The organism is Peptoniphilus gorbachii, assembly GCF_016908115.1.
Taxonomy (GTDB): Bacteria; Bacillota; Clostridia; order Tissierellales; family Peptoniphilaceae; genus Peptoniphilus_A; species Peptoniphilus_A gorbachii.
This window is the reverse complement of record NZ_JAFBDH010000012.1, coordinates 1-24,671: the sequence shown is the minus strand read 5'-3', so window position 1 is coordinate 24,671 and position 24,671 is coordinate 1. Positions and strand designations below refer to the sequence as shown.

Sequence of the window (24,671 nt, the reverse complement as noted above, 5' to 3'; positions counted from 1 at the left end):
TATGGAAAATTATGTAATTGAATTAAAAAATGTGACAAAAAGTTTTGGCGATAATGTTATTTTAAAGAATTTCGATTTTAAGGTTAAAAAAGATGAATTTCTTACTATTTTAGGTCCATCTGGCTGTGGTAAAACTACAATTTTAAGACTAATTGGTGGTTTTGAAGAGCCTGACGAGGGAAAAATTCTTTTTAATGGAGAAGATATTACTAATAAAGAAGCCTATGAGAGAAAAATCAACACAGTTTTTCAAAAGTATGCACTTTTTCCTCACATGAATGTTTACAAGAATATCGCCTTCGGTCTTAATATTAAAAAAATGGACAAAAATCTTATAAAGGAAAAGGTAAAGGAAGTTTTAAAGCTTGTAAATCTTTCTGGCTTTGAAAATAGAGAAATCGAATCATTATCTGGTGGTCAACAACAAAGAATTGCCATTGCAAGAGCTCTTGTCAATGAGCCAGAAGTTCTCCTTCTTGATGAACCTCTTGGTGCTCTTGACTTAAAACTTAGACAGGCAATGCAGATTGAACTTAAAAGAATACAAAAAAGTGTTGGCATCACTTTTATTTATGTAACTCATGACCAAGAAGAGGCCCTATCTATGAGTGACACTGTAGTCGTTTTAAATGATGGAGAAATCCAACAAATGGATAGTCCTCTAAATATTTACAACGAGCCAAAAAATGCCTTTGTTGCAGATTTTATTGGCGAATCAAATATTATTGAGGCAAAGATGCTCGAAGACTACAAGGTAAGATTTTTAGACTATGATTTTCCTTGTGTAGACAGTGGTTTTAACAAGATGGAAGATGTTGAAGTAGTTGTGAGACCTGAAGATGTGCTTTTAGTAGATGAAAATTATCAAATTGAAGGCATTGTTACAAGTCTTGTCTTTAAGGGTGTTCACTATGAAATGACTGTTGATGTAGATGGTTATTCTATGCTTGTGCAATCAACGGAAAAGAGAGAAGTGGGTGAAAAGACAGGCATAATTATTAAGCCTGACCTAATCCATGTAATGAGGTTGATATGAAAAAATTTTCACTGATATATTTATTTTGGGGACTAATTTTTATTGTACTGCCACTATTTTTAATACTTGCTCATGCTCTAAGTTCAAATACAGATTTATCTGAATTTGCTTTTACTCTTGATAATTTTTCAAGATTTTTTGAACCTTTATATGTAAAAATTTTAATAACTTCACTAATTCTTGCTGGTCTATCAACAATTTTATGCTTAATTGTTGGTTATCCAGTTGCCTATATTATTTCAAAGATGAGTGAAAAAGTTAGAAATAATATGATTTTAATTTTCATAATTCCCATGTGGATGAATTTCCTTCTTAGGACTTATGCTTGGCTTACTCTTTTAGGTAACAAGGGGCTTATAAATAAATTTATTGGACTTTTTGGACTGGGACCTTGGGATCTTATGTATAATTCCAAGGCAATTATGATAGGTATGGTTTATAACTTTTTGCCCTTTATGGTTCTTCCAATTTATACAGTCCTTTTAAAAATGGACCAAAAATTAATTGAAGCAGCCAAGGACCTTGGAGCAAATGACTTCGAAGTTTTCACAAAAGTTATTTTTCCACTTTCACTTCCTGGCATTTACACAGGCATAACTATGGTATTTATTCCGGCAATTTCAACTTTTGTTGTTCCAAACTTACTAGGTGGAAACAACTTCTATTTAATAGGAAATTTAATCGAAAAACAATTTACATTTACAGGAGATTGGGGCTTTGGCTCTGCCATTTCAATGATTTTAATTGTAATTATGCTTTTGATTTTAGTTGTGCCAAAATTATTTAATAAAAAAATTAAAACTGGGGATTTGGGAGGAGATATATTTTGAAAAAAATAATTGATAGAATTTATTTATTTTTGATTTTTGTTTTCTTGTACGCCCCCATAGTAATTTTAGTTGTCTTTAGTTTTAACAATTCTAAACTTAGAGGTTCCTGGGCTGGCTTTACCTTAAAATGGTACAAAAACTTATTTAATGACCCGGCAATTTTATCTTCCCTTTGGACGACGATTTTTGTGGCTATTGTGGCGACAATAATTTCAACAGTAGTGGGGACAATTTCTGCCATTGCCATAAATGAATTAAGAGGATTTAAGAAAGATGCAATCTTAAATATAAATTATCTTCCAGTAATTAACCCAGACATAGTTACAGCTGTGGCATTAATGGGTTTATTTGGACTATTTAATATAAGAATGGGATATACAACAATGATAATTTCACACATAGTCTTTTGTATTCCCTATGTAATTTTGTCAATTTTGCCAAAATTAAATCAACTGCAAAAAAATACTCTTGAGGCTGCCTTAGATTTAGGTGCTACGCCAGCTTATGCAATTCTTCATGTGGTAATACCACAGATAAAACCTGCAATACTTACGGGAGCCTTGATGTCCTTTACACTTTCCATTGACGATTTTGTAATTTCCTTTTTCAACACAGGACAAGGAGTTTCAAACTTATCAATTACAATTTATTCCATGGCAAGAAAGGGAATAAATCCGTCAATAAATGCAGTATCAACACTTATGCTAGTATCTCTTTTAATTTTACTTGTAATAATTAACAAGAGAAGCGAAAAAAATAAAAAAATTGAGGTGGAAATATGAAAAAAATAATTTTAGCACTATCAGTCTTAATGCTTTTAACTTTAACTGCTTGTGGCAAAAAAGACCAAGCAAAGGAAGAAATTTATGTTTACAATTGGGGCGAATACATTGACCCATCAATTTTAAAGGACTTCCAAAAGGAAACTGGAATAAAGGTTAATTATGACACTTACGCTTCTAACGAAGACCTTTATATAAAGATGACACAATCACAAGATAAGTACGATGTAATTGTGCCAAGTGATTATATGATTGAAAGACTTATAAAAGAAGGCTTAATTCAAGAAATTAATTTCCAAAACATTCCAAACTTTGCTGAAGTTGAAGACAAGTTAAAAAACCCAAGCTTTGATGCGGAAAATAAGTATTCTGTTCCATACTTCTGGGGAACTGTGGGCATTGTCTACAACAAAAAGGAAGTTACAGATAAAGTTGATTCTTGGAATATTTTGTGGAATGAAAAATATAAAGACCAAATAATTATGTATAATTCTCAAAGAGATACTCTTGGCCTTGCCCTAAAAAGACTTGGCTATTCACTAAATTCAACAAATGAAAAAGAACTTGAAGAAGCAAAAAAATCTCTTATAGAACAAAAACCACTTGTATATGCTTATCTTGATGATGATGGAAGAGATGTAGTTGTGCAAGGAGATGCGAATTTATCTGTAATGTATTCAGGTGATGCCCTTCTTATGATGCAACAAAATGAAGATTTAGAGTATGTAGTTCCAAAGGAAGGCTCAAATATTTGGTACGATTCCATGGTAATTCCAAAGAATGCAAAAAATGTATCTGGAGCAGAAAAATTTATAAATTATATGCTTAAAAAAGAAGTGCAAGCAAAAAATGCAGAACACTGTGTTGGATACACTTCACCTGTTAAGGGTGTAAAAGACCTTCTTCCAGATGAAATTAAAAATTCAAAAGTTGCCTATCCAGACTTCGATTCACTTCCACCTCTTGAAGCTTTTAGAGATCTTGGAGACTTTATAAAAGTTTACGATAGAATTTGGACAGAAATAAATGCTTCCAATCTTTAATATGCTAATAAATTTGTTTATTTTAGGACCTTCATGTGATATTATATAGTATAAGCGAAATGTTTTCATAATGGAGGTTTAAAATGAACAAGAGAATAAAAAAGCTTATAATATTTGCAATTTTTTTATTAGTACTTATGTTAGTTTCTCTAACTGCTTTTTTAAGTAAGTCTCTTATGTGGCCAAATTCAAATGTAGAAAGAGAATTTGACGGAATTTTATTTAACAATTCCGATGGAGTAGAAAATCTTCAAGTTGCAAGATCTGTAGTAAATGAAGGTAGCGAAAGACTCATAAAATATGACATAAAATTTTCTTACACAGGAGAAGATACAACTGCAAGAATAATGGGTACGCCAATTAGACAAATTTTCTTTGGTGAAGGAGTAAACTTTACTAAGTCAAAGGTAAATCTTAAAGGAGATTTTGACAAAATTAACAAATCACTTTTTGAAGAAAAATTAAAATTAAAAGTTAAAGATTTTTACAACAAAACTGAAAATAAAGAGTTTAAAGCACTAAGTGAAGTAAAATTGGACTTGTCAGAAAAAGTTGGAGAATATGATTTTGAAGTTTACTATAGTCCAAATCCACTATATTTTTCTGGTGGACAAAAAGTTGAAGACGCATCAATATTTGTAACAAATGCAAAGGTAGAAAACTGGACAGAAACTACAAAATCAACAGACAGTGTCAAGGAAGCCTACACAAATTCTGGCTACTATATCAATAAATTGGAACTAATTAACCAAGCTTTGATAAATAAAATTTCACTAATTAACACAATTTCAACAGTTGCATTTTTAATTTTGACAATTGCTGTAATTGCACTAATTTGGCTTGATAAGGGAAGTTTCCCAATTTATCTTGGTGCATTATTTATAATGATTCCTGCCTTTTATAGATTTATAGGTAAGGGAACAAGTAACCTTGGACTCCTAATTATTTATCCAATTTTGGGCTGCCTTGCATCAATTGTTGCAAGATTTTTAGCAGCGGATGATGACCTAACTTTTGGCACAAAGGAAATGAAACAATCACTAGCCTTTTTGTTAATGTACTTTGTATTGTCAGTAGTATTATTTATGATACCAAGAGTTTTCATAGGATAAAAAATAATAAAACATTAAGTAAAAGCTCAACCTAGTTGGGCTTTTTTATACAAACAAAGTAAATTAAAATATTTACTTAAATATTTTGTGATATAATATGACTATAGGAGGGGTATTATGGCTACAAAAAGTTTTTTAAAAACAATCAACTTAAAAACAAAAAGAGATACAAGTAATTTCTTTTACGCTTTAGATAAGGCGATAAAAAAGCCTGACCCTAAAGTAAAATTAGATAGAGAAGTACAAACTTTAAAGGCTGAAGATTTGGAGAAGTACTTTAATGATAATGAATAAATCAAAATTATTTGAGGTAAATTTAAGAGATTTTTTAGATGCTAGAGGAGAAGAAGAGACTCATGATTTATTAAATAGTTTTGATTCAAAATATAATGAAGATGTAAATTATTTTTTAAAAAACAAGGCTGAAGAGTTTGGAAAAAGAGGTTTAGCTTCCACTTATCTAGTTTTTACAAAATATAAAGGTAACTTAGAATTTTTGGCTTATTATTCTCTTGCTATGAAGGCTGTTGTTATTAAAAGCGATGCCAGAATTTCCAATAGTTTGAGAAAAAAGATTAACACATATTCAAACTTTGAACCCAAGTTAAAAAGTTATATTATGTCTTGCCATTTAATTGGTCAACTTGGCAAAAATTATAATATTGATGACTATTCTCTTATTTCGGGAAGTGAGTTATTAGAACTTGCTTGCAGAAAAGTTAGATCAGCACAAGATATAAGCGGAGGTAAATTTGTTTATCTTGAGTGCGAAGATGTAGAGGGGTTAATTAATTTTTATGAGAATAATGGGTTTACTATTTTTGGTAAAAGAAAACTTGATAAAGAAGAAACTAATTTAAATGGAAAATATTTAGTTCAATTAATAAGATATTTAAAATAACTGCATTTTTTTGCAGTTTTTTTATGGGAAGATTTAGGAAAACTTTTTCTAAATTTTTATCTTTTATAATAAAATTGAAATAAATGTCGCTATAATATATAATTTAATTAAATACAAATAGGAGGATTTATTTATGAAAAAGAAACTTACTTTGCTAGCAGTGTTATTAATTGCAATGACACTTGTTGCATGTGGTGGCGGAAATAAAAAAGAAGCTGATAATAAAGCTGAAAACGCTACTAAAAAAGAAAGCACAGAAGCTAAAACTGATGTAAATGTTGGTTTTGTTACTGACGAAGGTGGAGTTAACGACCAATCCTTTAACCAAGGTGTATGGGAAGGACTTCAAAAGGCACAAAAAGAACTTGGAATCAAGGCTGAATACATTGAATCTAAGGACACTAAGGACTACACTCCAAACTTAGAAACTTTTGCTGATCAAGAAAAGAATTTAATCGTTGGCGCTGGTTACAAAATGGGTGGTAATGTAGCTGAAGCTGCTGGAATGTATCCTGAAATTAACTATGCAATAGTTGACGTTGATGTTACAGTTGATGGAAATGGCAACAAGATTGAAGCTCCTAAAAACTTACTTGGAATTATGTTTAGGGCACAAGAACCATCTTTCCTAGTTGGTTATATTGCTGGTATGACTACTGAAACTAACAAAGTTGGTTTTGTTGGTGGTCAAGAAGGAAACATCATCTGGGGATTTGAATATGGTTACAAGGCTGGTGTTGATTATGCAGCTAAAGAAAAAGGAACTGATATAGAAGTTCTTAGCCAATATGTTGGAAACTTCTCTGATGCACAAAAGGGTAAATCAATTACTGCTACTATGTTCCAAAATGGTGCTGACGTAGTATTCCACGCAGCTGGTGGAGCAGGCGAAGGTGTTATCGAAGCTGCTAAAGAAGCTGACAAGTGGGCAATTGGTGTTGATAGAGACCAAAACGACAGAGCTCCTGAAAATGTATTAACTTCTGCAATGAAAAATGGCGATGTTGCTGTTTACCAAGTTGTAAAAGATATGCAAGAAGGAAAATTTGAAGGTGGAAGAACTATTGAATTTGGTTTAGCTGATAACGGAGCAGTGGGTATTGCACCAACATCTGACAAAAATGTTAAACCTGAAATTTTAAAGAAAGTTGACGAAATAACTAAAAAAATTATTTCTGGCGAAATTAAAGTTCCTTACAACGAAGAAACTTACAACCAATATAAATAATTTTTAAAAATTTTTTAAAAGTCATTTCATATTTATGAGGTGGCTTTTTTATTTTGTATGACATATCTTATTAAGATATGTCTTTTTTTAATCTATTTTATTTTAAAAGTTCTCCAATCTTTGGTATAATTTATTTAATATAACAAAGGAGCGTTTGTCTTGGAAATTGATAACAAAGATTTAGTCGTTCGCATGGAGAATATCACAAAAAAATTTGGCGATTTCACTGCAAATGATGGAATTGATCTTGATATTAGAAGAGGTGAAATTCATTCTCTTCTTGGAGAAAATGGTGCCGGCAAAACCACTCTTATGAATATGCTTTACGGCATGAGTTCTCCTACATCAGGTGATATTTATATAAACAATGAAAAAAAAGTATTTAAGGATCCTAATGATGCAATCAAGGCAGGACTAGGCATGGTTCATCAACATTTTATGTTAATAGAGCCCTTTACTGTTGTTGAAAATATTGTTCTTGGCATGGAACCCATGAAGGGCATAAAGGTGGATATAAAAAAGGCAAGGGAAGATGTCATTGCTCTTTCTGAGAGATATGGTTTTAAAATTGATCCTGATGCTAAGATTCAAGATATTTCTGTTGGTACTCAACAAAAAGTTGAAATTTTAAAAGTCCTTTATAGGGGCGCTGATATTTTAATTTTTGACGAGCCAACAGCTGTTTTGACGCCACAAGAAATTACTGAGCTTATTGAAATAATAAAAAACCTTTCCAAGGAAGGTAAGTCAATTATAATTATCACTCACAAATTAAAGGAAATTAAGCAAATGGCACATAGGTGCACAATAATAAGACGTGGCAAAAAAATTGAAACTGTAAATGTCTCTGATGTTACTGAATCAGAACTTGCAGACATGATGGTTGGTAGAGCTGTTCATCTTGATGTAAATAAAAAAGATGTGGAAGCTGGCGATACTATTCTTGAAATCAAAAAATTGTGTGCAAGAGATTTTAGAAATGTAAAAAAATTAGATGATTTAGATTTAGATGTAAGGGCTGGAGAAATCCACGGCATTGCTGGAGTTGATGGAAACGGTCAATCTGAACTTATAGAAACTTTAACAGGTCTAAAGTTAGCTGAAAGCGGCTCAATTATTTTTAAGGGCGACGAAATTTTAAATAAAAGTCCAAGAGAAATTATTGAAAAGGGAATTAATTCAATTCCAGAAGATAGACAGCTTCGTGGTTTAGTTTTAGATTTTAGCGTTGCAGAAAATTTAATCCTAAAGGAATATTATAAGGACCAATATTCTAAAAAGGGTATTTTAAATTTTAAAAATATTGAAGACCATGCAAGGAAGCTGGAAGATGATTACGACATTAGACCGAGAAATATAGATAGACTTGCTGGAGAGCTTTCTGGGGGAAATCAACAAAAGGTAATTCTTGCAAGAGAAATTTCCAGCGATCCTGATCTTTTAATTGCAGCACAACCTACTAGAGGTCTTGATGTTGGTGCCATAGAATATATTAGAAACTTTTTAATAAATCAAAGAGACAAGGGCAAGGCAGTGCTACTTATTTCCTTTGAACTTGATGAAATTATGGCACTATCTGATAGAATTTCTGTTATCTACAATGGCAAAATTTTAAAAACTTTTGATGCCAAAGAAACTAATGAAAGTGAAATAGGATTATATATGGCAGGAGGTAAAAATGAAGAGAAATAGATTTTTATATACAGTACTTGCCATTATTCTTGGTATTTTAATTGGCTCTATTATTTTACTTGTTAGTGGAACTAATCCAATAGAAGCCTATAAAGTTATATTTTTTGGTGCCTTTGGCAAGCCAAAATATATTTCCTGGACAATTGTAAAGGCTGTGCCACTAATTTTAACTGGACTTTCTGTTGCTTTTGCCTTTAACACAGGACTATTTAATATTGGTGCTGAAGGTCAATATATTGTTGGCTCCATTGGTGCCTTAGTTGTTGGTCTTTTAGTAGACTTGCCACCAGTCCTTCACGGTCTTGTTGCACTTCTTGCAGGTGCTCTTTGCGGATATATTTGGGGAGCAATAGTTGGTATTTTAAAGGCAAAATTTGAGGTAAATGAAGTTATTTCATCAATTATGATGAATTGGATTGGCTTTTATCTAAGCAATTATCTTTTGAGTTTTCCAATTTTAAGAAATATAGAGTCAGATAACTCCTATTCAATAAAAAATACAGCAAGCATAAAAATTCTTGGTGCTTGGAAGACAAGTGAAGCAGGAAGAGCGGTCTTAGCAAATAATAAATTTTTAAGAGATATTTTAAATCCACCAGTAAATTTTGGAATTATAATTGCCATTGTTGCAGCTCTTGTGATTTGGTATATTCTTAAAAAAACTACTCTTGGCTATGAACTTCGTGCAGTAGGTTTTAATGACAAGGCAGCAGAATATGGCGGCATAAGTATTAATAAATCCATTGTTACATCTATGGGCATAGCAGGAATTTTGGCAGGACTTGCTGGTGCAATTACAGTTCTTGGTGTTTCTGGAAATATTGGAATTATGGCAGGACAAGAAGGCTATGGCTTTGATGGTATGGCTGTTGCACTTATTGCAGGCAATAATCCTCTTGGTACAATCCCAGCTGCACTTTTATATGCAGGACTTACTTATGGTGGAGGAAAGTTAACTACAATTGGAACTTATTCTGAAGTTGTAAAAATAATTGTAGGCATTATGATTTTATTTATAGCAATGCCAAAACTTTTAGATATGATTAGATTTTTCTCAAATAAATGGTCAAAAAAAGATCCCGACAAGGTAAATAAAGGAGGAGCAAATGAATAGTCCACTTTTAAGTTTAGCAAGTATTTTATCAATTACACTTTTATATTCAGCCCCTCTTATTTATACAGCCCTTGGTGGAGTTTTATCTGAAAACTCAGGAGTTGTAAATATTGGACTTGAAGGAATGATGTCCATAGGTGCAGTAGTTGGCTCTATTGTTGGTTATTATGTGGGAAATCCTTGGATTGCCTTTTTGTGTGGCGGACTTGGGGGAATGTTAATCGCCCTTCTTCACGCCATAGCTACAATAAATTTTGCAGCAGACCATGTTGTCAGTGGTATTGCCATAAATTTAATTGGACCAGGACTTTCACTATTCCTTTGCAGACTTTTCTTCGATGGAGCTGCCATGTCAAAGTCAATTAATTACGAAAATAAACTTCCAGTATTATTTGGAAATTTATTTAAGAATGGATCTGGAAAGGGCATTACAAGATTTTTGGACATAGTTTTTTCACAATATGTTTCAGTATATCTTGCCTTTGTCCTTGTATTTATAGTTTATTTTATTCTTTACAAGACAAAACTTGGTTTAAGAATAAGAGCAGTAGGTGAATATCCTAAGGCAGCAGAAACTCTTGGTGTAGATGCCTACAAAATAAAATACATCTGCGTACTTGCTTCTGGATTTTTGGCAGGACTAGGTGGAGCATCCATGTCTCTTGCAGTAGTTTCAAATTACAGAGAGACACTTATATCAGGTCAAGGATTTATTGCCCTTGCTGCAGTAATTTTTGGTGGATGGAGACCACAAGGAGCTATGCTTGCCTGTCTATTATTTGGTTTTGCCCAAGGTCTATCAGTTTTCCTTGGCTCCATAGGCATAAAAATCGACACAAATTTACTTTCAATGATTCCTTATGCAATTACTCTTATTGTATTAATTGTCTTTGTTAAGGGATCAAGAGCACCATCCTCTGATGGACTTCCTTATGAAAGAAATAATTAAAAAATAATTAATAAAGATAAAATTTTTCTCACGATAAAAAGTCGTGAGAATTTTTTTATGCTTAATAAAATTACAAACAAAATAAAAATAAAAAAAAGATAAATAAAAATTCTTAAAAAAAATTGCAAGTAGATAAATTTAAGAGTGACTACTTTCTGACCTTGTAAAAGATTTCCCAACTCTAAATTTTTAAGTAGAATCATATACTTTAATTAAATTTAGTGTTATAATTATAACAAAAGGTAAAAAATTAGGCTTATGCCGAATAAGGGGTGAAGTTTTATGAGTTCAAGAAATCTCACTTTTTCCGTAGGTGGAGTTCACATGGACGAACACAAAACTTTGACAGAAAAGATTGCAATTGAGAGGATGCCAAGTCCTAAGATTGTTTACATACCTATGTCACAACACATTGGAGCACCATGCTCACCAGTTGTGTCAAAGGGCGATTCTGTTAAAGTTGGACAAATGGTGGGTAATTCTGATGCTTATATATCAGCTGCAATACACTCTTCTGTATCAGGTACAGTTAAAGAGATTAAAAAAATGTATACAGCTGATGGAAGGTATTGTGATTGTGTCGTTATAGAAAACGATGGCAAAGATGAAATGACTGATGATCTTAAATCTTTTAAAGATTATAAGGATCATCCAATTGACGATTTAGTTCCTTTTATTAAAGAAAAGGGAGTCGTTGGTATGGGTGGTGCTGGTTTTCCTCTTCACGCAAAATTAAAAGGTGAAGACCCAGCCCTAGATGAATGTATAATAAATGGGGCAGAATGTGAGCCTTTCCTCACTTGTGACCACAGAATTATGCTAGAAAAAACTGAGGAGATATTAGAAGGATTAAATATTTTCTCATATTTTTACAATCAAAAAGCTTCTTACATGGCAATTGAAGAAAATAAACCAGATGCAATTGCTAAAATGGAAGAAGTTATAGGAAAAAATCCTAATTGGAGTCACTTAAAAGTTGTTGGATGTCAAACTAAATATCCACAAGGTGATTCAAAGAGACTTTCTGAAGCTGTTGTTGGAAGAATTGTTCCACAAAATGGTGTAACAAATGATGTTGGAGTTTTCCTAACAAATGTTGGTACAACTCTTGCATTTTATGAAGCAATGATAGAAGGAAAGCCTTCTTATGAAAGAGTAATAACTGTTTCTGGTTCTGGTATTAAAGAACCAAAGAATATTCTCGTTAAAATAGGTACTCCTGTGGGAGATATTTTAGATTTCTGCGGTGGAGTAAAGGAAAACTTTAAAGAAATTATTTGTGGTGGTCCTATGACTGGTAAGTCAGTATTTAGTCTTGACGCACCTGTTACAAAGACTACTTCAGGTATTTTAGTTTTCACTGAAGAAGAAATTACAGAAAGAATTGAATCTCCATGTATTAGATGTTCAAGATGCGTAGATCACTGTCCAGCAAATATTAATCCAACTGATATTAATCATGCAATTTTAAAAGGCGATGTTGATTTATGTAGCAGCTTACATGCTGACCAATGTATGGAATGTGGAATATGTTCCTTCGTTTGTCCAGCAAAGAGACATCTAAGTGCATCTGTTAAATTAGCTAAACGAGAAATCAGAGCTAATCAAAAGAGATAGGAGGGATCAATTTGGAAAATAATAAAATAACTAAAGATCCGATTACAGTAAATGAAGCTCGCTTCGTGTCACTTGCTCCTCACATTAGATCAAATGATACAGTTCAAAAGATTATGCTTGATGTAATCATAGCACTTGTTCCTGCAATGATTGCTTCTGTATATTTCTTTGGAACAAGATCACTTCTTCTTATTCTAACTTGTGTAGTAGCTTGTGTTGCAACTGAGTATGTAACTCAAACTGCACTTAAAAAGACTGTACAAATAAAGGACTTGTCTGCTGTAGTAACTGGAATTTTAATTGCGCTAAATATGCCACAATCTTTTCCACTATGGATGGCAGCTTTCGGATCCGTTTTTTCAATATTAATAGTAAAAGAATGTTTTGGTGGAATTGGATTTAACTTTATGAACCCAGCTCTTGCTGCAAGACTTGTACTTATGGCTTCATGGCCTAAACAAATCACTGATTATATTTCACCAGAATTATTAAAACAAGGTTTAACAACTTCAGCATCAACTATGGATGGAGTTTCTTATGCTACACCACTTCAAATTATTGCAGGTGGAGATCTTTCAAACTTACCAGCAATGAAGGATATGTTAATTGGAAACATTGGCGGCGTAATTGGAGAAACTTCAGCAATTGCACTTTTAATAGGTTTTGCCTATTTAGTATTTAGAAAAGTAATTTCTTGGGAAATCCCAGTAATATATGTTGCAACTACTGCAGTTTGTCTTGGAATTCTAGGTATTCCTATGAATGTAATTCCTTATGAATTATTAGCAGGAGGATTACTTTTAGGTGCTATATTTATGGCAACTGACTACACTACAAACCCAATTAATAGAAAGGGAAGAATAATTTTTGCTCTTGGATGCGGTATTTTAACTGCAGTAATAAGAGTAAAGGCATCTCTTCCAGAAGGTGTTTCCTATGCAATATGTCTAATGAACCTTGCAACACCTTTAATTGATAAACTTACAGTAACAAGTGCATATGGGGAGGCGAAGTAAATGAAAGAACCAGTAAAATTTGGAATTATACTTTTAGTTTTCTGCGCCCTATCTGCAGGACTTTTGGCAGTAGTAAATAGTTTCACTGCTCCAGTAATTGCAGAAACTGAACTAAAAAATACACTTGCATCATATGAAGTTATCTTTGGCGAAAATGCAGATGGATTTGAAGAATATGATCAAGAAAAATTAAATTCAATTAAAGAAAAATATCCAAATATTGAAAAAATCTTTGTTGCAAAAAAAGGCGACAAAGTTGTTGGATATGGTGTCAATGTTAAATCAAATGGTTATGGTGGAGCTATGGTAAATGCTCTTGGATTTTTACTTGATGGAGATAAAATTGCAGGATTTAGAAATATTTCCAACGGTGAAACAAGTGGATTTGGTTCAAGAATCACAACTGATGAATACTATCCATCTTACGAAGGGAAATCTGCAACAGGTCCTTTAAAACTTTCAAAGGATCCAAAGGCTGACGATGAAGTTATGTGGCTTACATCAGCAACAATTTCATCTAAGGGTGCCCTAGCAGGTTCTAACGATGCCGTTAAAGTTTATAACGAAGTTTTAAAGAATGAATAAGGAGGTTTAAAATGAAATTATCTAAAGTATTTTTAGACGGTGCTTTTAAAAACAATCCCGTATTCATCCAACTTATAGGGCTTTGTTCAACACTGGCTATAACAAATAACTTAACAAACTCTTTGGCAATGGGAGTTGCAGTTACTTTCGTACTTATTATGAGTAATGGAGTTGTATCTGCACTTAGAAAAATAATCCCAGATAAAATAAGAATTCCTTGTTTTATCGTAGTAATTGCTACTTTCGTAACATTAGTACAAATGATACTTCAAGCTTATTCACAACCAATTTATGCAGCACTTGGTATTTTCTTACCACTAATCGTAGTTAACTGCTGTATTCTTGGGGAAGCTGAAGGTTTTGCTTATAAAAATCCACTTATCCCATCTATAGTAGATGGAATAGGAACAGGAGTAGGATATACAATTGCAGTTCTTGCAATGGGTCTTGTTCGTGAATTTTTTGGATATGGTACACTATTTAATGTAAATATTTTACCAGAATCTTATCCAGGAATAGGACTTATGGGAGCTCCAGCAGGTGCCTTCATACTTTTAGGATTTTTAATTGCAGGATTTAGAATGTTACTTAATAGGAGGGCAGACTAATGTTAGAAAGTATTTTAACGATTTTAATTTCAACAATACTTGTAAATAATTATGTTTTTGCTCAATTCTTAGGAATTTGTCCCTTCTTAGGTGTTTCTTCAAAGACAGAAACTGCCCTTGGAATGGGAGTTGCCGTTACCTTTGTAGTTGTACTTGCATCTGCAATCACATGGCTAATTCAAATTTTTGTATTAGATAAATTTGGACTTGAGTATTTACAAACAATTGCATTTATACTTGTAATTGCATCACTAGTACAATTTGTAGAAATGTTTATAAAGAAATCATCACCTTCACTTTACCAAGCAATGGGTGTTTATCTTCCACTTATTACTACAAACTGTGTTGTTCTTGGTGTAACAGTTTTAAATGTTCAAAATGGATATAACTTAATAGAAACAATATTTAGCGGATTTGGAGCATCAGTAGGTTTTACACTTGCGTTAGTATTAATTGCAGCTCTTAGAGAAAAATTAATGCTTGCAAATGTACCTAAGCCACTTCAAGGAGTTCCAATAGCACTTGTTAGTGCAGGCTTAATGGCAATTGCATTTTCAGGTTTCGGCGGATTGGTATAGGAGGTAATTATGGAAATTAGTACAGTACTTACCCCAGTCTTGTTTTTGGGAATTGCAGGAGCATTTTTCGGAGTAATTCTTTCAATAGCATCAAAGGTTTTTTATGTAAAGGTAGATCCAAGGGTCGCTGAAGTTAGAGATGTATTGCCGGGAGCAAACTGTGGAGCTTGTGGATTTCCTGGTTGTGATGGTTTAGCAGAAGCCATTGCCAATGGAAAAGCACCAGTAAATGGTTGTGTAATTGGTGGTGCAGATACAGCTGAAAAAGTTAGCCAAGTAATGGGCGTTAATGCAGGAAATGTCGAAAGAAATGTTGCCTGTGTACTTTGCCAAGGCGATTGCAACAAGGCAAAAAATAAATATGATTACAATGATTTAGTTGATTGTAGATTAATTTCAGACTATCAACAAGGTGCAAAAGCTTGTAACTTTGGTTGCTGCGGCGGTGGCACTTGTGTAAGTGTTTGTGAATTTGACGCAATTCACATGGTAAATGGCGTTGCAGTAGTAGACAAGGAAAAATGTGTTGCCTGCATGAAATGTATCAACATTTGCCCTAAAAAAATCATTGCACTTAGACCTTACAAATCAAAAACAGTTGTTGAATGTAAGTCACTTGATCCAGGAAAAGTTGTAAGGACAAACTGTAGCATTGGTTGTATAGGATGTGGAATCTGTGAAAAGAACTGTCCTAAGGATGCAATCCATGTAGAAAACAACCTAGCATCAATTGATTATGAAAAATGTATCAACTGTGGAATTTGTGTTTCAAAATGTCCAACAGGAGCAATTTATTGCGAATATCCTGAAAGAGTGGAAAAAATGAAACAAAAGGAAAAAGAAAAGAAAGAAAAAGAAAGACAAGCAAAACTTGAAGAAGCAAAGCTTAAAAAAGCTGAAGCAGAAAAAGAAAAAGTTAATGCTTAATCTTTAAAATCTAAATTAAGGAACTGTCGTGCAAGCGGCAGTTTTTTCTTGTAAATTTTTTTAAAATCTATTAAAAAGTACAGTAAAAGAATAATAAAGGGAAATTAATCTTTGAATGGACCCAATATAAATGGTATCCTATAAAATAGGAAAACCTTATAATTATTAAATAAAATAATCTCAAGACATTATAAAAAGGTAACAAAATAAAGTGAGGTAGAAAAATGACGCAAAATACAATGGAAAACAAGGAAAGCCTACAAAGACAAGAGCTACATAGAAAAATTTGGGCAATAGCAGACGATGTAAGAGGTGCCGTTGACGGATGGGATTTCAAACAATATATCTTAGGAATTTTATTTTATAGATTTATTTCTGAAAACATAACTGAATTTTTTAATAAAGCTGAACATGAAGCAGGAGATTTAGAATTTGATTATGCTAAAATTTCCGATGAAGAAGCAGAAGAAGATTTTAGACCAGACACTGTTGAAGATAAGGGATTTTTTATCTTGCCAAGTCAATTATTTGAAAATGTAGTTAAAAAAGCAAGAGACAACGAAAATCTCAATACAGATTTAGCCAATATATTTAAGGATATTGAAGGAAGTGCCATAGGCTTTCAATCAGAAGATGATATAAAAGGACTCTTTGAAGATGTAGATACAACTAGTAACAAACTAGGAGGAACAGTAGCAGAGAAAAATAAAAGATTATGTGACATATTAACAGGGATTGATAAAATAAACTTTGGCGATTTTAAAAATAACGACATAGATGCCTTTGGCGATGCTTACGAATATTTGATATCAAATTATGCCAGCAACGCAGGTAAATCTGGAGGAGAATTTTTTACACCACAAACAGTGTCAAAGCTCTTGGCAAGGCTTGTAATGGAAGGCAAAAAGAATATTAATAAGGTATATGATCCCACTTGCGGAAGTGGCTCTCTACTTTTGCAAATGAAAAAGCAATTTGATGAGCATATTATTGACGAGGGATTTTTCGGACAAGAAATTAATATGACAAATTTCAACTTGGCACGCATGAATATGTTTTTGCACAATGTAAATTATAATAATTTTTCCATTAAAAGAGGAGACACTTTAATAAATCCACTACATAAAGAGGAAAAACCCTTTGATGCCATAGTTTCCAATCCACCCTATTCAATAAAGTGGATAGGAGATAAGGACCCAACACTTATAAATGATGAAAGATTTGCCCCAGCAGGAAAACTTGCCCCAAAATCCTATGCTGATTATGCCTTTATAATGCATTCACTTTTTTATCTATCAAGTAAGGGCAGAGCTGCCATAGTATGTTTTCCAGGAATTTTTTATAGAAAGGGAGCAGAAAAAACTATTAGACAATATCTAATAGACAACAATTTTATAGACTGTGTAATACAACTACCAGAAAATCTCTTCTTTGGAACATCAATAGCAACTTGTATTCTCGTCATGGCAAAAAATAAGACAGAAAATAAGGTCTTATTTATTGATGCAAGCAAGGAATTTAAAAAGGAAACTAACAACAATATCTTAGAAGAAAAAAATATTAATACAATAGTTGAAGAATTTAAAAATCGTGAAGAAAAGGAATATTTTTCAAGATATGTAGATAGAGATGAAATAGTAGAAAATGACTACAACCTTTCAGTTTCTACTTATGTAGAAAAGGAAGACACAAGAGAAAAAATAGACATAAAAGTCCTTAATAAGGAAATTGATGAAACTGTTAAGAAAATAGACGAACTTAGAGCTTCTATAAATGAAATAGTAAGGGAGCTTGAAGATGAGTAAGATAGATGAATTATTAAAAAATGAAAAGGTAGAATGGAAGAAGTTAGGGGAAGTTTGCGAGATTGGAACTGGAAAAGCAAATACGAATGAGCAAGAAGAGAATGGCATTTATCCTTTTTACGTAAGATCAAAAGATATAAAGAGGAGTAATAATTATCAATTTGATGAGACAGCTATTGTTATACCAGGAGAAGGAGGAATTGGTGAAGTTTTCCATTATGTTGAGGGGAAATATGCACTGCATCAAAGAGCTTATAGAATTCATATTAACAATGAAAATATAATTACTAGATATCTCTATCATTATATGTTACAAAATTTTAAAAATTATATATCTAAATTTGCAGTATCAGCGACAGTGAAATCTATAAGAAAACCAATGATTGAAAATTTTGAAGTTCCAATTCCATCATTAGAAACACAAGAAAAAATTGTTAAAATACTTGACAAATTCACAAATTATGTTACTGAGTTACAGGCTGAGTTACAGGCTGAGTTACAGGCAAGAAATAAGCAGTATGAGTACTATAGGGATCTGCTTTTAAGTGAAAAATATTTGACCAAACTCTCTAAGGAATTCTATCAATTAGAAGAGCTAAAAACCTTTGGTTTTGTAAAAATATCTGAACTATGTTTAAGGCAAAGAGGTATAAAAATAACCGCTGAGCAAATGAAGAGTTTAGATAAGGAAGATTCTAGTGTTAAAGTATTCGCTGGTGGAAATACTACAGCTAATCTTTCGCCTGAAGAAGTTGGAATTGAAAATATCATAAATAAGCCAAGCGTAATAGTTAAGTCGAGAGGAAATATTGATTTTGTATATTATGATGGAGATTTTACTCATAAAAATGAAATGTGGTCTTATTCAAGTTTGGATAAAGAAAAATTAAATATAAAGTTTTTATACTACATTTTAAAAAATAATTTGAAATATTTCAAAGATAATGCAATTTCAGGAAAACTACCTCAAATATCAACAGGTATTACAGATAATTATAAAATTCCACTACCAGGTATTTATATTCAAAATAAGGTTGTAGAAGTTCTTGATAAGTTTCAAGACCTGCTTTGTGACACCCAAGGTTTGTTGCCTGAGGAGATTGAACAAAGACAAAAACAATATGAATATTATCGTGAAAAACTCTTGACATTTGAAGACAAGAGTGGTAGCACGCCGCACGCCGCACGCCGCAAAATAACTCTTAGAAGTTATTTTGCCACATTAAAGCAAGCTTGCGATATTGTGGGGGTGTGCTTTGCAGGTGTTGAATGGAAGAAGTTAGGAGATATTGGTGTATTCGAAAATGGAACAGGTATGCCAAAAAGTCTATTCAATAAAAACGGAAGTATAGGAGCAATTCATTATGGACATATTTACACAAAATATAATTTGTTTGTTGATAGTCCAATAGTAAAGGTCAGTGAAGACAATATAGAAAAACTTAAAAAAGTTAATTATGGAGATTTAGTTATTGCAAAAACTTCCGAGAATGTAGATGATGTTATGAAAACTGTAGCTTATTTAGGCGATAAAGTTGCTGTAACTGGTGGTCATGCAGCAATATTTAGGCATAATCAAAATCCAAAATATTTATCTTATGTATTTAATGGTGCTAATTACTTATTGAGGCAAAAAAATAAGTTTGCAAGAGGGGTAAAAGTTATTGAATTATCAATAAATGAAATGGAAAAAATAAAAATACCATTACCTTCTCTAGCAGTTCAAGAATACATTGTTTCCATTCTCGATAAGTTTGACAAATTGGTAAATGACATTAATGAGGGTTTACCTAAAGAGATTGAGTTAAGACAAAAACAATATGAGTATTATAGAGAAAGGCTTTTGAATTTTCCAAAATAGAAAGGAGATATTATGTCCGAAAAAACCACAAATTATGGCAGGTCAACTATTGCTGAAATGACAAATGGAATAATTTTAGCGAATTTTAAAAAGGATACAAGTTTTAGAGAATCTTCCTATCAAAGTGAAAGTGAACTTGAAAGAAAGTTAATTGATAATTTAAGGTCTCAAGGTTATGAATTTATAAAGATAAGTTCTAATGAAGATTTATACAAAAATTTAAAGATTCAAATTGAAAAATTAAATAATGTTTCTTTTTCTCAAGATGAGTGGGAGAGATTTTTACTTGAATATTTAGATGCTCCTAATGATGGAATGGTTGAAAAGACTAGGAAGATTCAAGAAGATTATATTTATGATTTTGTCTTTAATGATGGTCATTTGCAAAACATTAAGATCATTGACAAGAAGAATATTCACAATAATTTCTTGCAGGTTACTAATCAGGTGAGGGGACAGGGCAAAAATCAAAATCGCTATGATGTTACTATTTTAGTAAATGGTCTGCCCCTTGTTCACATTGAACTTAAAAAAAGAGGTGTAAATTTACACGAGGCTTTTAACCAAATTCATAGGTATAGCAAGGAAAGTTTTAATAGTGATAATTCTCTCTATAAGTTTGTACAAATTTTTGTTATTTCTAATGGGACTTACACTAGGTATTTTGCAAACACTACGGCTCAAAATAAAAACAATTATGAGTTCACTTGCGAGTGGGCTGATGCCAAGAATAAAGTTATTTGTGACTTAGAGGATTTTACTAAAACTTTTTTTGAAAAACGTGTTGTTCTTGAAGTTCTTACTAAGTATTGTGTTTTTGATGTCAACAATACTCTTCTTATTATGCGTCCATATCAAATTGCTGCGACTGAAAGAATTTTATGGAAGATAAGGTCTAGTTATGAGGCGAAAAAGTTTGGCAGACCAGAAGCTGGTGGATTTATTTGGCACACTACTGGATCTGGTAAGACGCTCACTTCTTTTAAGGCTGCAAGGCTTGCTACTAATTTGGATTTTATTGACAAGGTATTTTTTGTTGTTGATAGGAAGGATCTTGACTATCAAACTATGAAGGAGTACCAAAGATTTCAACCTGACTCTGTCAATGGAAGTAAGGACACCAAAGAGCTTAAAAGGTGCATCGAAAAAGATGATAATAGAATTGTCGTTACAACTATACAAAAATTAAATGAGTTTGTGAAGAAAAATCCGAATCATGAAATTTATGACAAACAATGCGTTCTTATTTATGATGAGTGTCATAGATCTCAATTTGGTGATGCTCAAAAAAATATAAGAAAGGCTTTTAAGAAGTACTACCAATTTGGTTTTACTGGTACACCAATTTTTCCTGAAAATTCTCTTGGTGGTGATACAACTGCAGGAATTTTTGGAGCACAACTTCACTCTTATGTAATCACTGATGCCATTCGTGATGGAAAGGTATTAAAGTTTAAGGTTGATTACAACAATATTAAGGCTAAATTTAAAAGTGCTGAAAAAGAGGAAGATGAAAATAAACTAAAAAAATTAGAAAATAAAATGTTGCTTCATCCAGATAGAATAAGTGAAATTACAAAGTATATTCTCAAGGTTTTTGATACAAAAACACATCGCAATGAGTTTTATGATTTGAAATATAGAAGGCTTAATGGATTTAATGCCATGTTTGCTGTGCAAAGTGTTGATGCAGCAAAATTGTATTATGAGGAGTTTGAAAGGCAACAAAGGATTTTGCCTCCTGAAAAAAGGTTAAAAATAGCAACAATTTATAGTTTTGCAGCTAATGAAGAACAAAGGGCCATTGGAGAAATTGCTGAAGAAGATTTTAATGTTTCTGCTATGGATTCAAGTGCCAAGGAATTTTTAGAAAAGGCAATTAATGACTACAATGCTTATTTTAAAACGAATTTCTCTACTAATGGCAATGAGTTTCAAAATTATTATAAGGATTTATCTTTTAGAGTTAAGGATAAACAAGTGGACTTAATTATTGTTGTAGGAATGTTTTTAACAGGCTTTGATGCTCCTACTTTAAATACATTATTTGTTGACAAAAATCTTAGATACCATGGACTTATTCAGGCTTTTTCAAGAACAAATAGAATTCTAAATAAAGTAAAGACTTTTGGAAATATTGTTTGCTTTAGGGATTTGGAAAATGCTACTAGAGATGCTATAAAAACTTTTGGCGATGAAAATAGTGTAAATATTATTTTGGAAAAAAGTTATGAAGAATATATTAATGGTTTTAAAGATGAAGAAACAGGCAAGATTCAAAAGGGTTATGTTGAAATTTGCAATGAAATAGTTGCTAAATTTCCTGAGCCAACAGAAATTTCTTTGGAAGCTGATAAAAAAGAATTTGTTGAGCTTTTTGGTGAGCTTCTCAAGACAGAAAATATTTTGAAAAATTTTGATGAATTTGAAAATTTTGAAAAAATTATTTCAGATAGGCAAATGCAAGACATGAAAAGCGTCTATGTTGACATTAGAGAAAGTATTGTTAACTTCAGGGGCAAGGGCGATTCTTTTGATAATACAGTTGATTTTTCTGACCTTGAATTTCAAATTGATTTACTTAAAACAGATGAAATAAATTTAGACTATATTTTGGCTTTGATTTTAGAAAAGTCCAAGAAGGATGATGATGTTGAAAATATAAAGGCAGAAGTGAGAAGAGTAATAAGGTCAAGTCTTGGCACGAGAGCTAAGGAAGATTTAATTATGGACTTTATAAATAATACAAACTTGACTAACTTAAAGGATACTGATGATATTCTCGAGTCCTTCTATAGTTTTGCAAAGAAGGAAAAGAATAAAAAAATTAAGGAGTTAGTGGAAGAAGAAAATCTAAGGGATGATTCAAAGAGATTTATTGAAAGGTCTATTAATAAGGGATATGTAGAATATATAGGCGATGATTTAGATCGTATTATTCCACCAACTTCACGAAGACATGGGGCAAGGGAAAAGAAAAAACAATCCGTTTTAGAAAAGATAAGAAAAATTGTGGAAGTTTTTGTTGGGATTTAAAATTAAGTTATTTTATTATTTGTCTTAATTTTTTATGTTTAAAAAAATTTTTTAAAAAATTTAAAAAAGTATTTGACAAGTAAAAATATTATGCGTATAATAGCAAACAATAATAATTTTATTAATAAAAAAATATTGGAAAAAAAGAGTAGGTATATTAAAGTTTTTAGAGAGCAGGCGTTTGGTGAAAGCCTATAATGGAGATATATTCGAAAATCATTTTTCTTTATGCAAGTCTGAACCCTAGTAAGATTTGCCGCTTTAGTAGGCGTTATTTATACTCGGCATTGATTGATGCTTGTTAAGAGTGCTTACATTTTGTAAGAATAAAGGTGGTAACGCGGAATTTCGTCCTTTGTCTATATGACAAAGGGCTTTTTTTATTTCTAAAATTAAAAATTTAGGAGGAAAAAATGAAAAAATTATCAAGAAGTCAATTTTTACAAGTGAGCATAATGCTCTTCGGTTTGTTCTTTGGAGCAGGAAATTTAATTTTCCCCCCCATTTTTAGGAAATCAAGCAGGAAATAATACTTTTGTTTCCCTTTTAGCCTTTTCTGTAACGGCGGTTTTATTCCCAATCCTTGGGGCTATAGCTGTTGGACAAACTGAAGGTTTAAAAAATCTTTCTAGTAGAGTAGGTAAGGTATTTGCTCTTGTTTTTACCACGGCAATATATCTTTCTATAGGACCTGGACTTGGAATACCTAGAGCAGGATCTGTTCCCTTCGAAATGGCAATAGCACCTTATGTACCTGAAACTTTTAGTTTATCTTTAGCAAGACTTTTATACACAGCAATATTTTTTGCAGTTGCTTTTTGGGTATGTCTAAAGCCTAATAAATTAGTTGCTAGAGTTGGAAAGTATTTAACTCCTGCACTTTTACTTTTAATAGTTTTTATGTTTGTTAGAGTTATGAGTCTTCCAAGCAATGTGGCTATGGCTAGTGGAAATTATAAAGATGCACCTCTTGTTGCTGGCTTCTTAGCAGGTTATGAAACAATGGATGCCGTTGCTGCCCTTAACTTTGGTTTTGTTGTTACTCTTGCTATAAAAAGATTTGGCGTAGAAGATAAAAAGACAGTTACAAGTTACACTACTAAGGCTGGTTTACTTGCTGGTTCTGTTTTATTTTTAGTATATGTAATGCTTTCTAAAGTAGGCATGGTTACATCTAATGCTTTTGCTGGTTCTGAAAATGGCGCTGTTGTTCTTACTAAGGCAGTAAGACTTGCTCTTGGAAATTCAGGTTTAGTTTTATTAGCACTTATATTTACACTTGCTTGTTTGACAACTTGTATAGGTTTAATATCAAGTGGATCAGAATATTTTTGTTCTTTATTTAACAACAAATTATCTTACAGAAGATGGGTTTTCCTTTGGACATTTTTCTCCTTTGTAATGGCGAATTTTGGACTTAACAAATTGCTTGCCTTTTCTGTTCCACTACTTACAGTAATATATCCAGTTGCCTTAGTTTTAATATTTATGGGTGTTACAAATAATTTTGTAAAATATTCAAAATATTCCTATAAATTTTCAGCATTTTTTGCAGTAGGTCTACCACTTGTATCTGTAATGTCTAGTACATTTAAAATGACTATACCATTTTTAACAAACTTTGAAGGAAGCTTACCATTTGCATCCTATGGTTTATCTTGGCTCCTACCAAGTTTAGCTGTAATATTTGTAGTTGAACCTGTAAGTAAGCTATTTCAATATAATAAATCAAGACTTGAAGCAAAAAATTATGTATAAAAATTTAAATATTTAAAGAAAGTTCCCTTTATGTGGGAACTTTTTTTAGCTTAAAAGATTTTAAATAAAAAAAGAAGCTCCAAATTTTTGAGCTTCTATTATTGTGACTTTAGTCAGTTGAGCACGCAACGCGTGCGAAACATAAAACTACCCGCTATGCGGGTAGGCAACAATAGGTTATACCAAAAATCAC

The 24,671-nt window shown here is 32.1% G+C and carries 20 protein-coding genes, 1 pseudogene and 1 other annotated feature; all 21 genes and pseudogenes read left to right on the top strand.

Features of this window, described 5'->3' with window-relative positions; genetic code table 11:
* Nucleotide 1: 1 nt before the first annotated feature.
* The 21 genes and pseudogenes from JOD41_RS08505 (at nt 2) to brnQ (ending at nt 24,478) form a co-directional block, all read left to right on the top strand.
* Nucleotides 2–1,036 carry an ABC transporter ATP-binding protein gene (locus tag JOD41_RS08505; RefSeq protein WP_205052458.1) on the top strand — a complete coding sequence of 345 codons (1,035 nt, stop codon included), beginning with the start codon at nt 2–4 and terminating at the stop codon, nt 1,034–1,036.
* Nucleotides 1,033–1,866: an ABC transporter permease gene (locus JOD41_RS08500; protein ID WP_205052457.1), complete on the top strand. Its 834-nt coding sequence runs from the start codon at nt 1,033–1,035 to the stop codon at nt 1,864–1,866. The genes JOD41_RS08505 and JOD41_RS08500 overlap by 4 nt, the downstream gene beginning before the upstream one ends.
* Nucleotides 1,863–2,648: an ABC transporter permease gene (locus tag JOD41_RS08495; protein ID WP_156699889.1), complete on the top strand. Its 786-nt coding sequence runs from the start codon at nt 1,863–1,865 to the stop codon at nt 2,646–2,648. Before JOD41_RS08500 ends, JOD41_RS08495 begins: the two co-directional genes overlap by 4 nt.
* Nucleotides 2,645–3,691 (top strand): ABC transporter substrate-binding protein, encoded by a 1,047-nt coding sequence (locus tag JOD41_RS08490; RefSeq protein ID WP_205052456.1) that lies wholly within the window; start codon nt 2,645–2,647, stop codon nt 3,689–3,691. The genes JOD41_RS08495 and JOD41_RS08490 overlap by 4 nt, the downstream gene beginning before the upstream one ends.
* Before the next feature lie 83 nt (nt 3,692–3,774).
* Entirely contained in the window at nt 3,775–4,803 is a 1,029-nt protein-coding gene (locus JOD41_RS08485) for a hypothetical protein (protein WP_205052455.1), read from the top strand.
* A 117-nt stretch (nt 4,804–4,920) separates the two neighbouring features.
* Nucleotides 4,921–5,097, top strand: a complete 177-nt coding sequence (locus JOD41_RS08480) for a hypothetical protein (RefSeq protein ID WP_019124221.1) — start codon at nt 4,921–4,923, stop codon at nt 5,095–5,097.
* Nucleotides 5,084–5,704 carry an N-acetyltransferase gene (locus JOD41_RS08475; protein ID WP_205052454.1) on the top strand — a complete coding sequence of 207 codons (621 nt, stop codon included), beginning with the start codon at nt 5,084–5,086 and terminating at the stop codon, nt 5,702–5,704. Before JOD41_RS08480 ends, JOD41_RS08475 begins: the two co-directional genes overlap by 14 nt.
* A 133-nt stretch (nt 5,705–5,837) precedes the next feature.
* A complete protein-coding gene (locus tag JOD41_RS08470) occupies nt 5,838–6,932 on the top strand; it encodes a BMP family ABC transporter substrate-binding protein (protein ID WP_205052453.1) in 1,095 nt (364 codons plus the stop codon).
* Nucleotides 6,933–7,091: 159 nt separating this feature from the next.
* Nucleotides 7,092–8,624, top strand: coding sequence for an ABC transporter ATP-binding protein (locus tag JOD41_RS08465; RefSeq protein ID WP_275587972.1), 1,533 nt, complete (start codon nt 7,092–7,094; stop codon nt 8,622–8,624).
* Nucleotides 8,611–9,738 carry an ABC transporter permease gene (locus JOD41_RS08460; RefSeq protein ID WP_205052452.1) on the top strand — a complete coding sequence of 376 codons (1,128 nt, stop codon included), beginning with the start codon at nt 8,611–8,613 and terminating at the stop codon, nt 9,736–9,738. Before JOD41_RS08465 ends, JOD41_RS08460 begins: the two co-directional genes overlap by 14 nt.
* Nucleotides 9,731–10,687: an ABC transporter permease gene (locus JOD41_RS08455; protein WP_205052451.1), complete on the top strand. Its 957-nt coding sequence runs from the start codon at nt 9,731–9,733 to the stop codon at nt 10,685–10,687. Before JOD41_RS08460 ends, JOD41_RS08455 begins: the two co-directional genes overlap by 8 nt.
* Before the next feature lie 282 nt (nt 10,688–10,969).
* Nucleotides 10,970–12,304, top strand: coding sequence for an electron transport complex subunit RsxC (rsxC, locus tag JOD41_RS08450; protein ID WP_205052450.1), 1,335 nt, complete (start codon nt 10,970–10,972; stop codon nt 12,302–12,304).
* A gap of 11 nt (nt 12,305–12,315) precedes the next feature.
* Nucleotides 12,316–13,320, top strand: coding sequence for an RnfABCDGE type electron transport complex subunit D (locus JOD41_RS08445; RefSeq protein WP_156699903.1), 1,005 nt, complete (start codon nt 12,316–12,318; stop codon nt 13,318–13,320).
* Nucleotides 13,321–13,905, top strand: coding sequence for an RnfABCDGE type electron transport complex subunit G (locus JOD41_RS08440; RefSeq protein WP_205052449.1), 585 nt, complete (start codon nt 13,321–13,323; stop codon nt 13,903–13,905).
* Between the two features lie 11 nt (nt 13,906–13,916).
* The gene (gene rsxE, locus JOD41_RS08435; RefSeq protein ID WP_156699907.1) at nt 13,917–14,513 is read left to right on the top strand and encodes an electron transport complex subunit RsxE; all 597 of its coding nucleotides are present in this window, start codon (nt 13,917–13,919) and stop codon (nt 14,511–14,513) included.
* Entirely contained in the window at nt 14,513–15,091 is a 579-nt protein-coding gene (rsxA, locus tag JOD41_RS08430) for an electron transport complex subunit RsxA (RefSeq protein ID WP_156699909.1), read from the top strand. Before rsxE ends, rsxA begins: the two co-directional genes overlap by 1 nt.
* A 9-nt stretch (nt 15,092–15,100) precedes the next feature.
* The gene (locus JOD41_RS08425; RefSeq protein ID WP_205052448.1) at nt 15,101–16,018 is read left to right on the top strand and encodes an RnfABCDGE type electron transport complex subunit B; all 918 of its coding nucleotides are present in this window, start codon (nt 15,101–15,103) and stop codon (nt 16,016–16,018) included.
* A 224-nt stretch (nt 16,019–16,242) separates the two neighbouring features.
* On the top strand, nt 16,243–17,823 hold the full coding sequence (locus JOD41_RS08420; protein WP_205052447.1) for a type I restriction-modification system subunit M: 1,581 nt from the start codon (nt 16,243–16,245) through the stop codon (nt 17,821–17,823).
* Entirely contained in the window at nt 17,816–19,684 is a 1,869-nt protein-coding gene (locus tag JOD41_RS08415) for a restriction endonuclease subunit S (protein ID WP_205052446.1), read from the top strand. Before JOD41_RS08420 ends, JOD41_RS08415 begins: the two co-directional genes overlap by 8 nt.
* A gap of 12 nt (nt 19,685–19,696) precedes the next feature.
* The gene (locus JOD41_RS08410) at nt 19,697–22,720 is read left to right on the top strand and encodes a type I restriction endonuclease subunit R (RefSeq protein WP_205052445.1); all 3,024 of its coding nucleotides are present in this window, start codon (nt 19,697–19,699) and stop codon (nt 22,718–22,720) included.
* 126 nt (nt 22,721–22,846) lie between these two features.
* Nucleotides 22,847–23,079 (top strand) — a binding site (T-box leader).
* 54 nt (nt 23,080–23,133) lie between these two features.
* Nucleotides 23,134–24,478 (top strand): annotated as a pseudogene (brnQ, locus tag JOD41_RS08405) (branched-chain amino acid transport system II carrier protein).
* Nucleotides 24,479–24,671 lie beyond the last annotated feature (193 nt).

Coding starts and splice junctions, on each gene's coding strand:
- JOD41_RS08420 (WP_205052447.1), top strand. CDS start 16,243: ATGACGCAAAATACAATGGAAAACAAGGAAAGCCTACAAAGACAAGAG.
- rsxA (WP_156699909.1), top strand. CDS start 14,513: ATGTTAGAAAGTATTTTAACGATTTTAATTTCAACAATACTTGTAAAT.
- JOD41_RS08460 (WP_205052452.1), top strand. CDS start 8,611: ATGAAGAGAAATAGATTTTTATATACAGTACTTGCCATTATTCTTGGT.
- JOD41_RS08475 (WP_205052454.1), top strand. CDS start 5,084: ATGATAATGAATAAATCAAAATTATTTGAGGTAAATTTAAGAGATTTT.
- JOD41_RS08440 (WP_205052449.1), top strand. CDS start 13,321: ATGAAAGAACCAGTAAAATTTGGAATTATACTTTTAGTTTTCTGCGCC.
- JOD41_RS08490 (WP_205052456.1), top strand. CDS start 2,645: ATGAAAAAAATAATTTTAGCACTATCAGTCTTAATGCTTTTAACTTTA.
- rsxC (WP_205052450.1), top strand. CDS start 10,970: ATGAGTTCAAGAAATCTCACTTTTTCCGTAGGTGGAGTTCACATGGAC.
- rsxE (WP_156699907.1), top strand. CDS start 13,917: ATGAAATTATCTAAAGTATTTTTAGACGGTGCTTTTAAAAACAATCCC.
- JOD41_RS08485 (WP_205052455.1), top strand. CDS start 3,775: ATGAACAAGAGAATAAAAAAGCTTATAATATTTGCAATTTTTTTATTA.
- JOD41_RS08470 (WP_205052453.1), top strand. CDS start 5,838: ATGAAAAAGAAACTTACTTTGCTAGCAGTGTTATTAATTGCAATGACA.
- JOD41_RS08480 (WP_019124221.1), top strand. CDS start 4,921: ATGGCTACAAAAAGTTTTTTAAAAACAATCAACTTAAAAACAAAAAGA.
- JOD41_RS08410 (WP_205052445.1), top strand. CDS start 19,697: ATGTCCGAAAAAACCACAAATTATGGCAGGTCAACTATTGCTGAAATG.
- JOD41_RS08500 (WP_205052457.1), top strand. CDS start 1,033: ATGAAAAAATTTTCACTGATATATTTATTTTGGGGACTAATTTTTATT.
- JOD41_RS08455 (WP_205052451.1), top strand. CDS start 9,731: ATGAATAGTCCACTTTTAAGTTTAGCAAGTATTTTATCAATTACACTT.
- JOD41_RS08425 (WP_205052448.1), top strand. CDS start 15,101: ATGGAAATTAGTACAGTACTTACCCCAGTCTTGTTTTTGGGAATTGCA.
- JOD41_RS08415 (WP_205052446.1), top strand. CDS start 17,816: ATGAGTAAGATAGATGAATTATTAAAAAATGAAAAGGTAGAATGGAAG.
- JOD41_RS08505 (WP_205052458.1), top strand. CDS start 2: ATGGAAAATTATGTAATTGAATTAAAAAATGTGACAAAAAGTTTTGGC.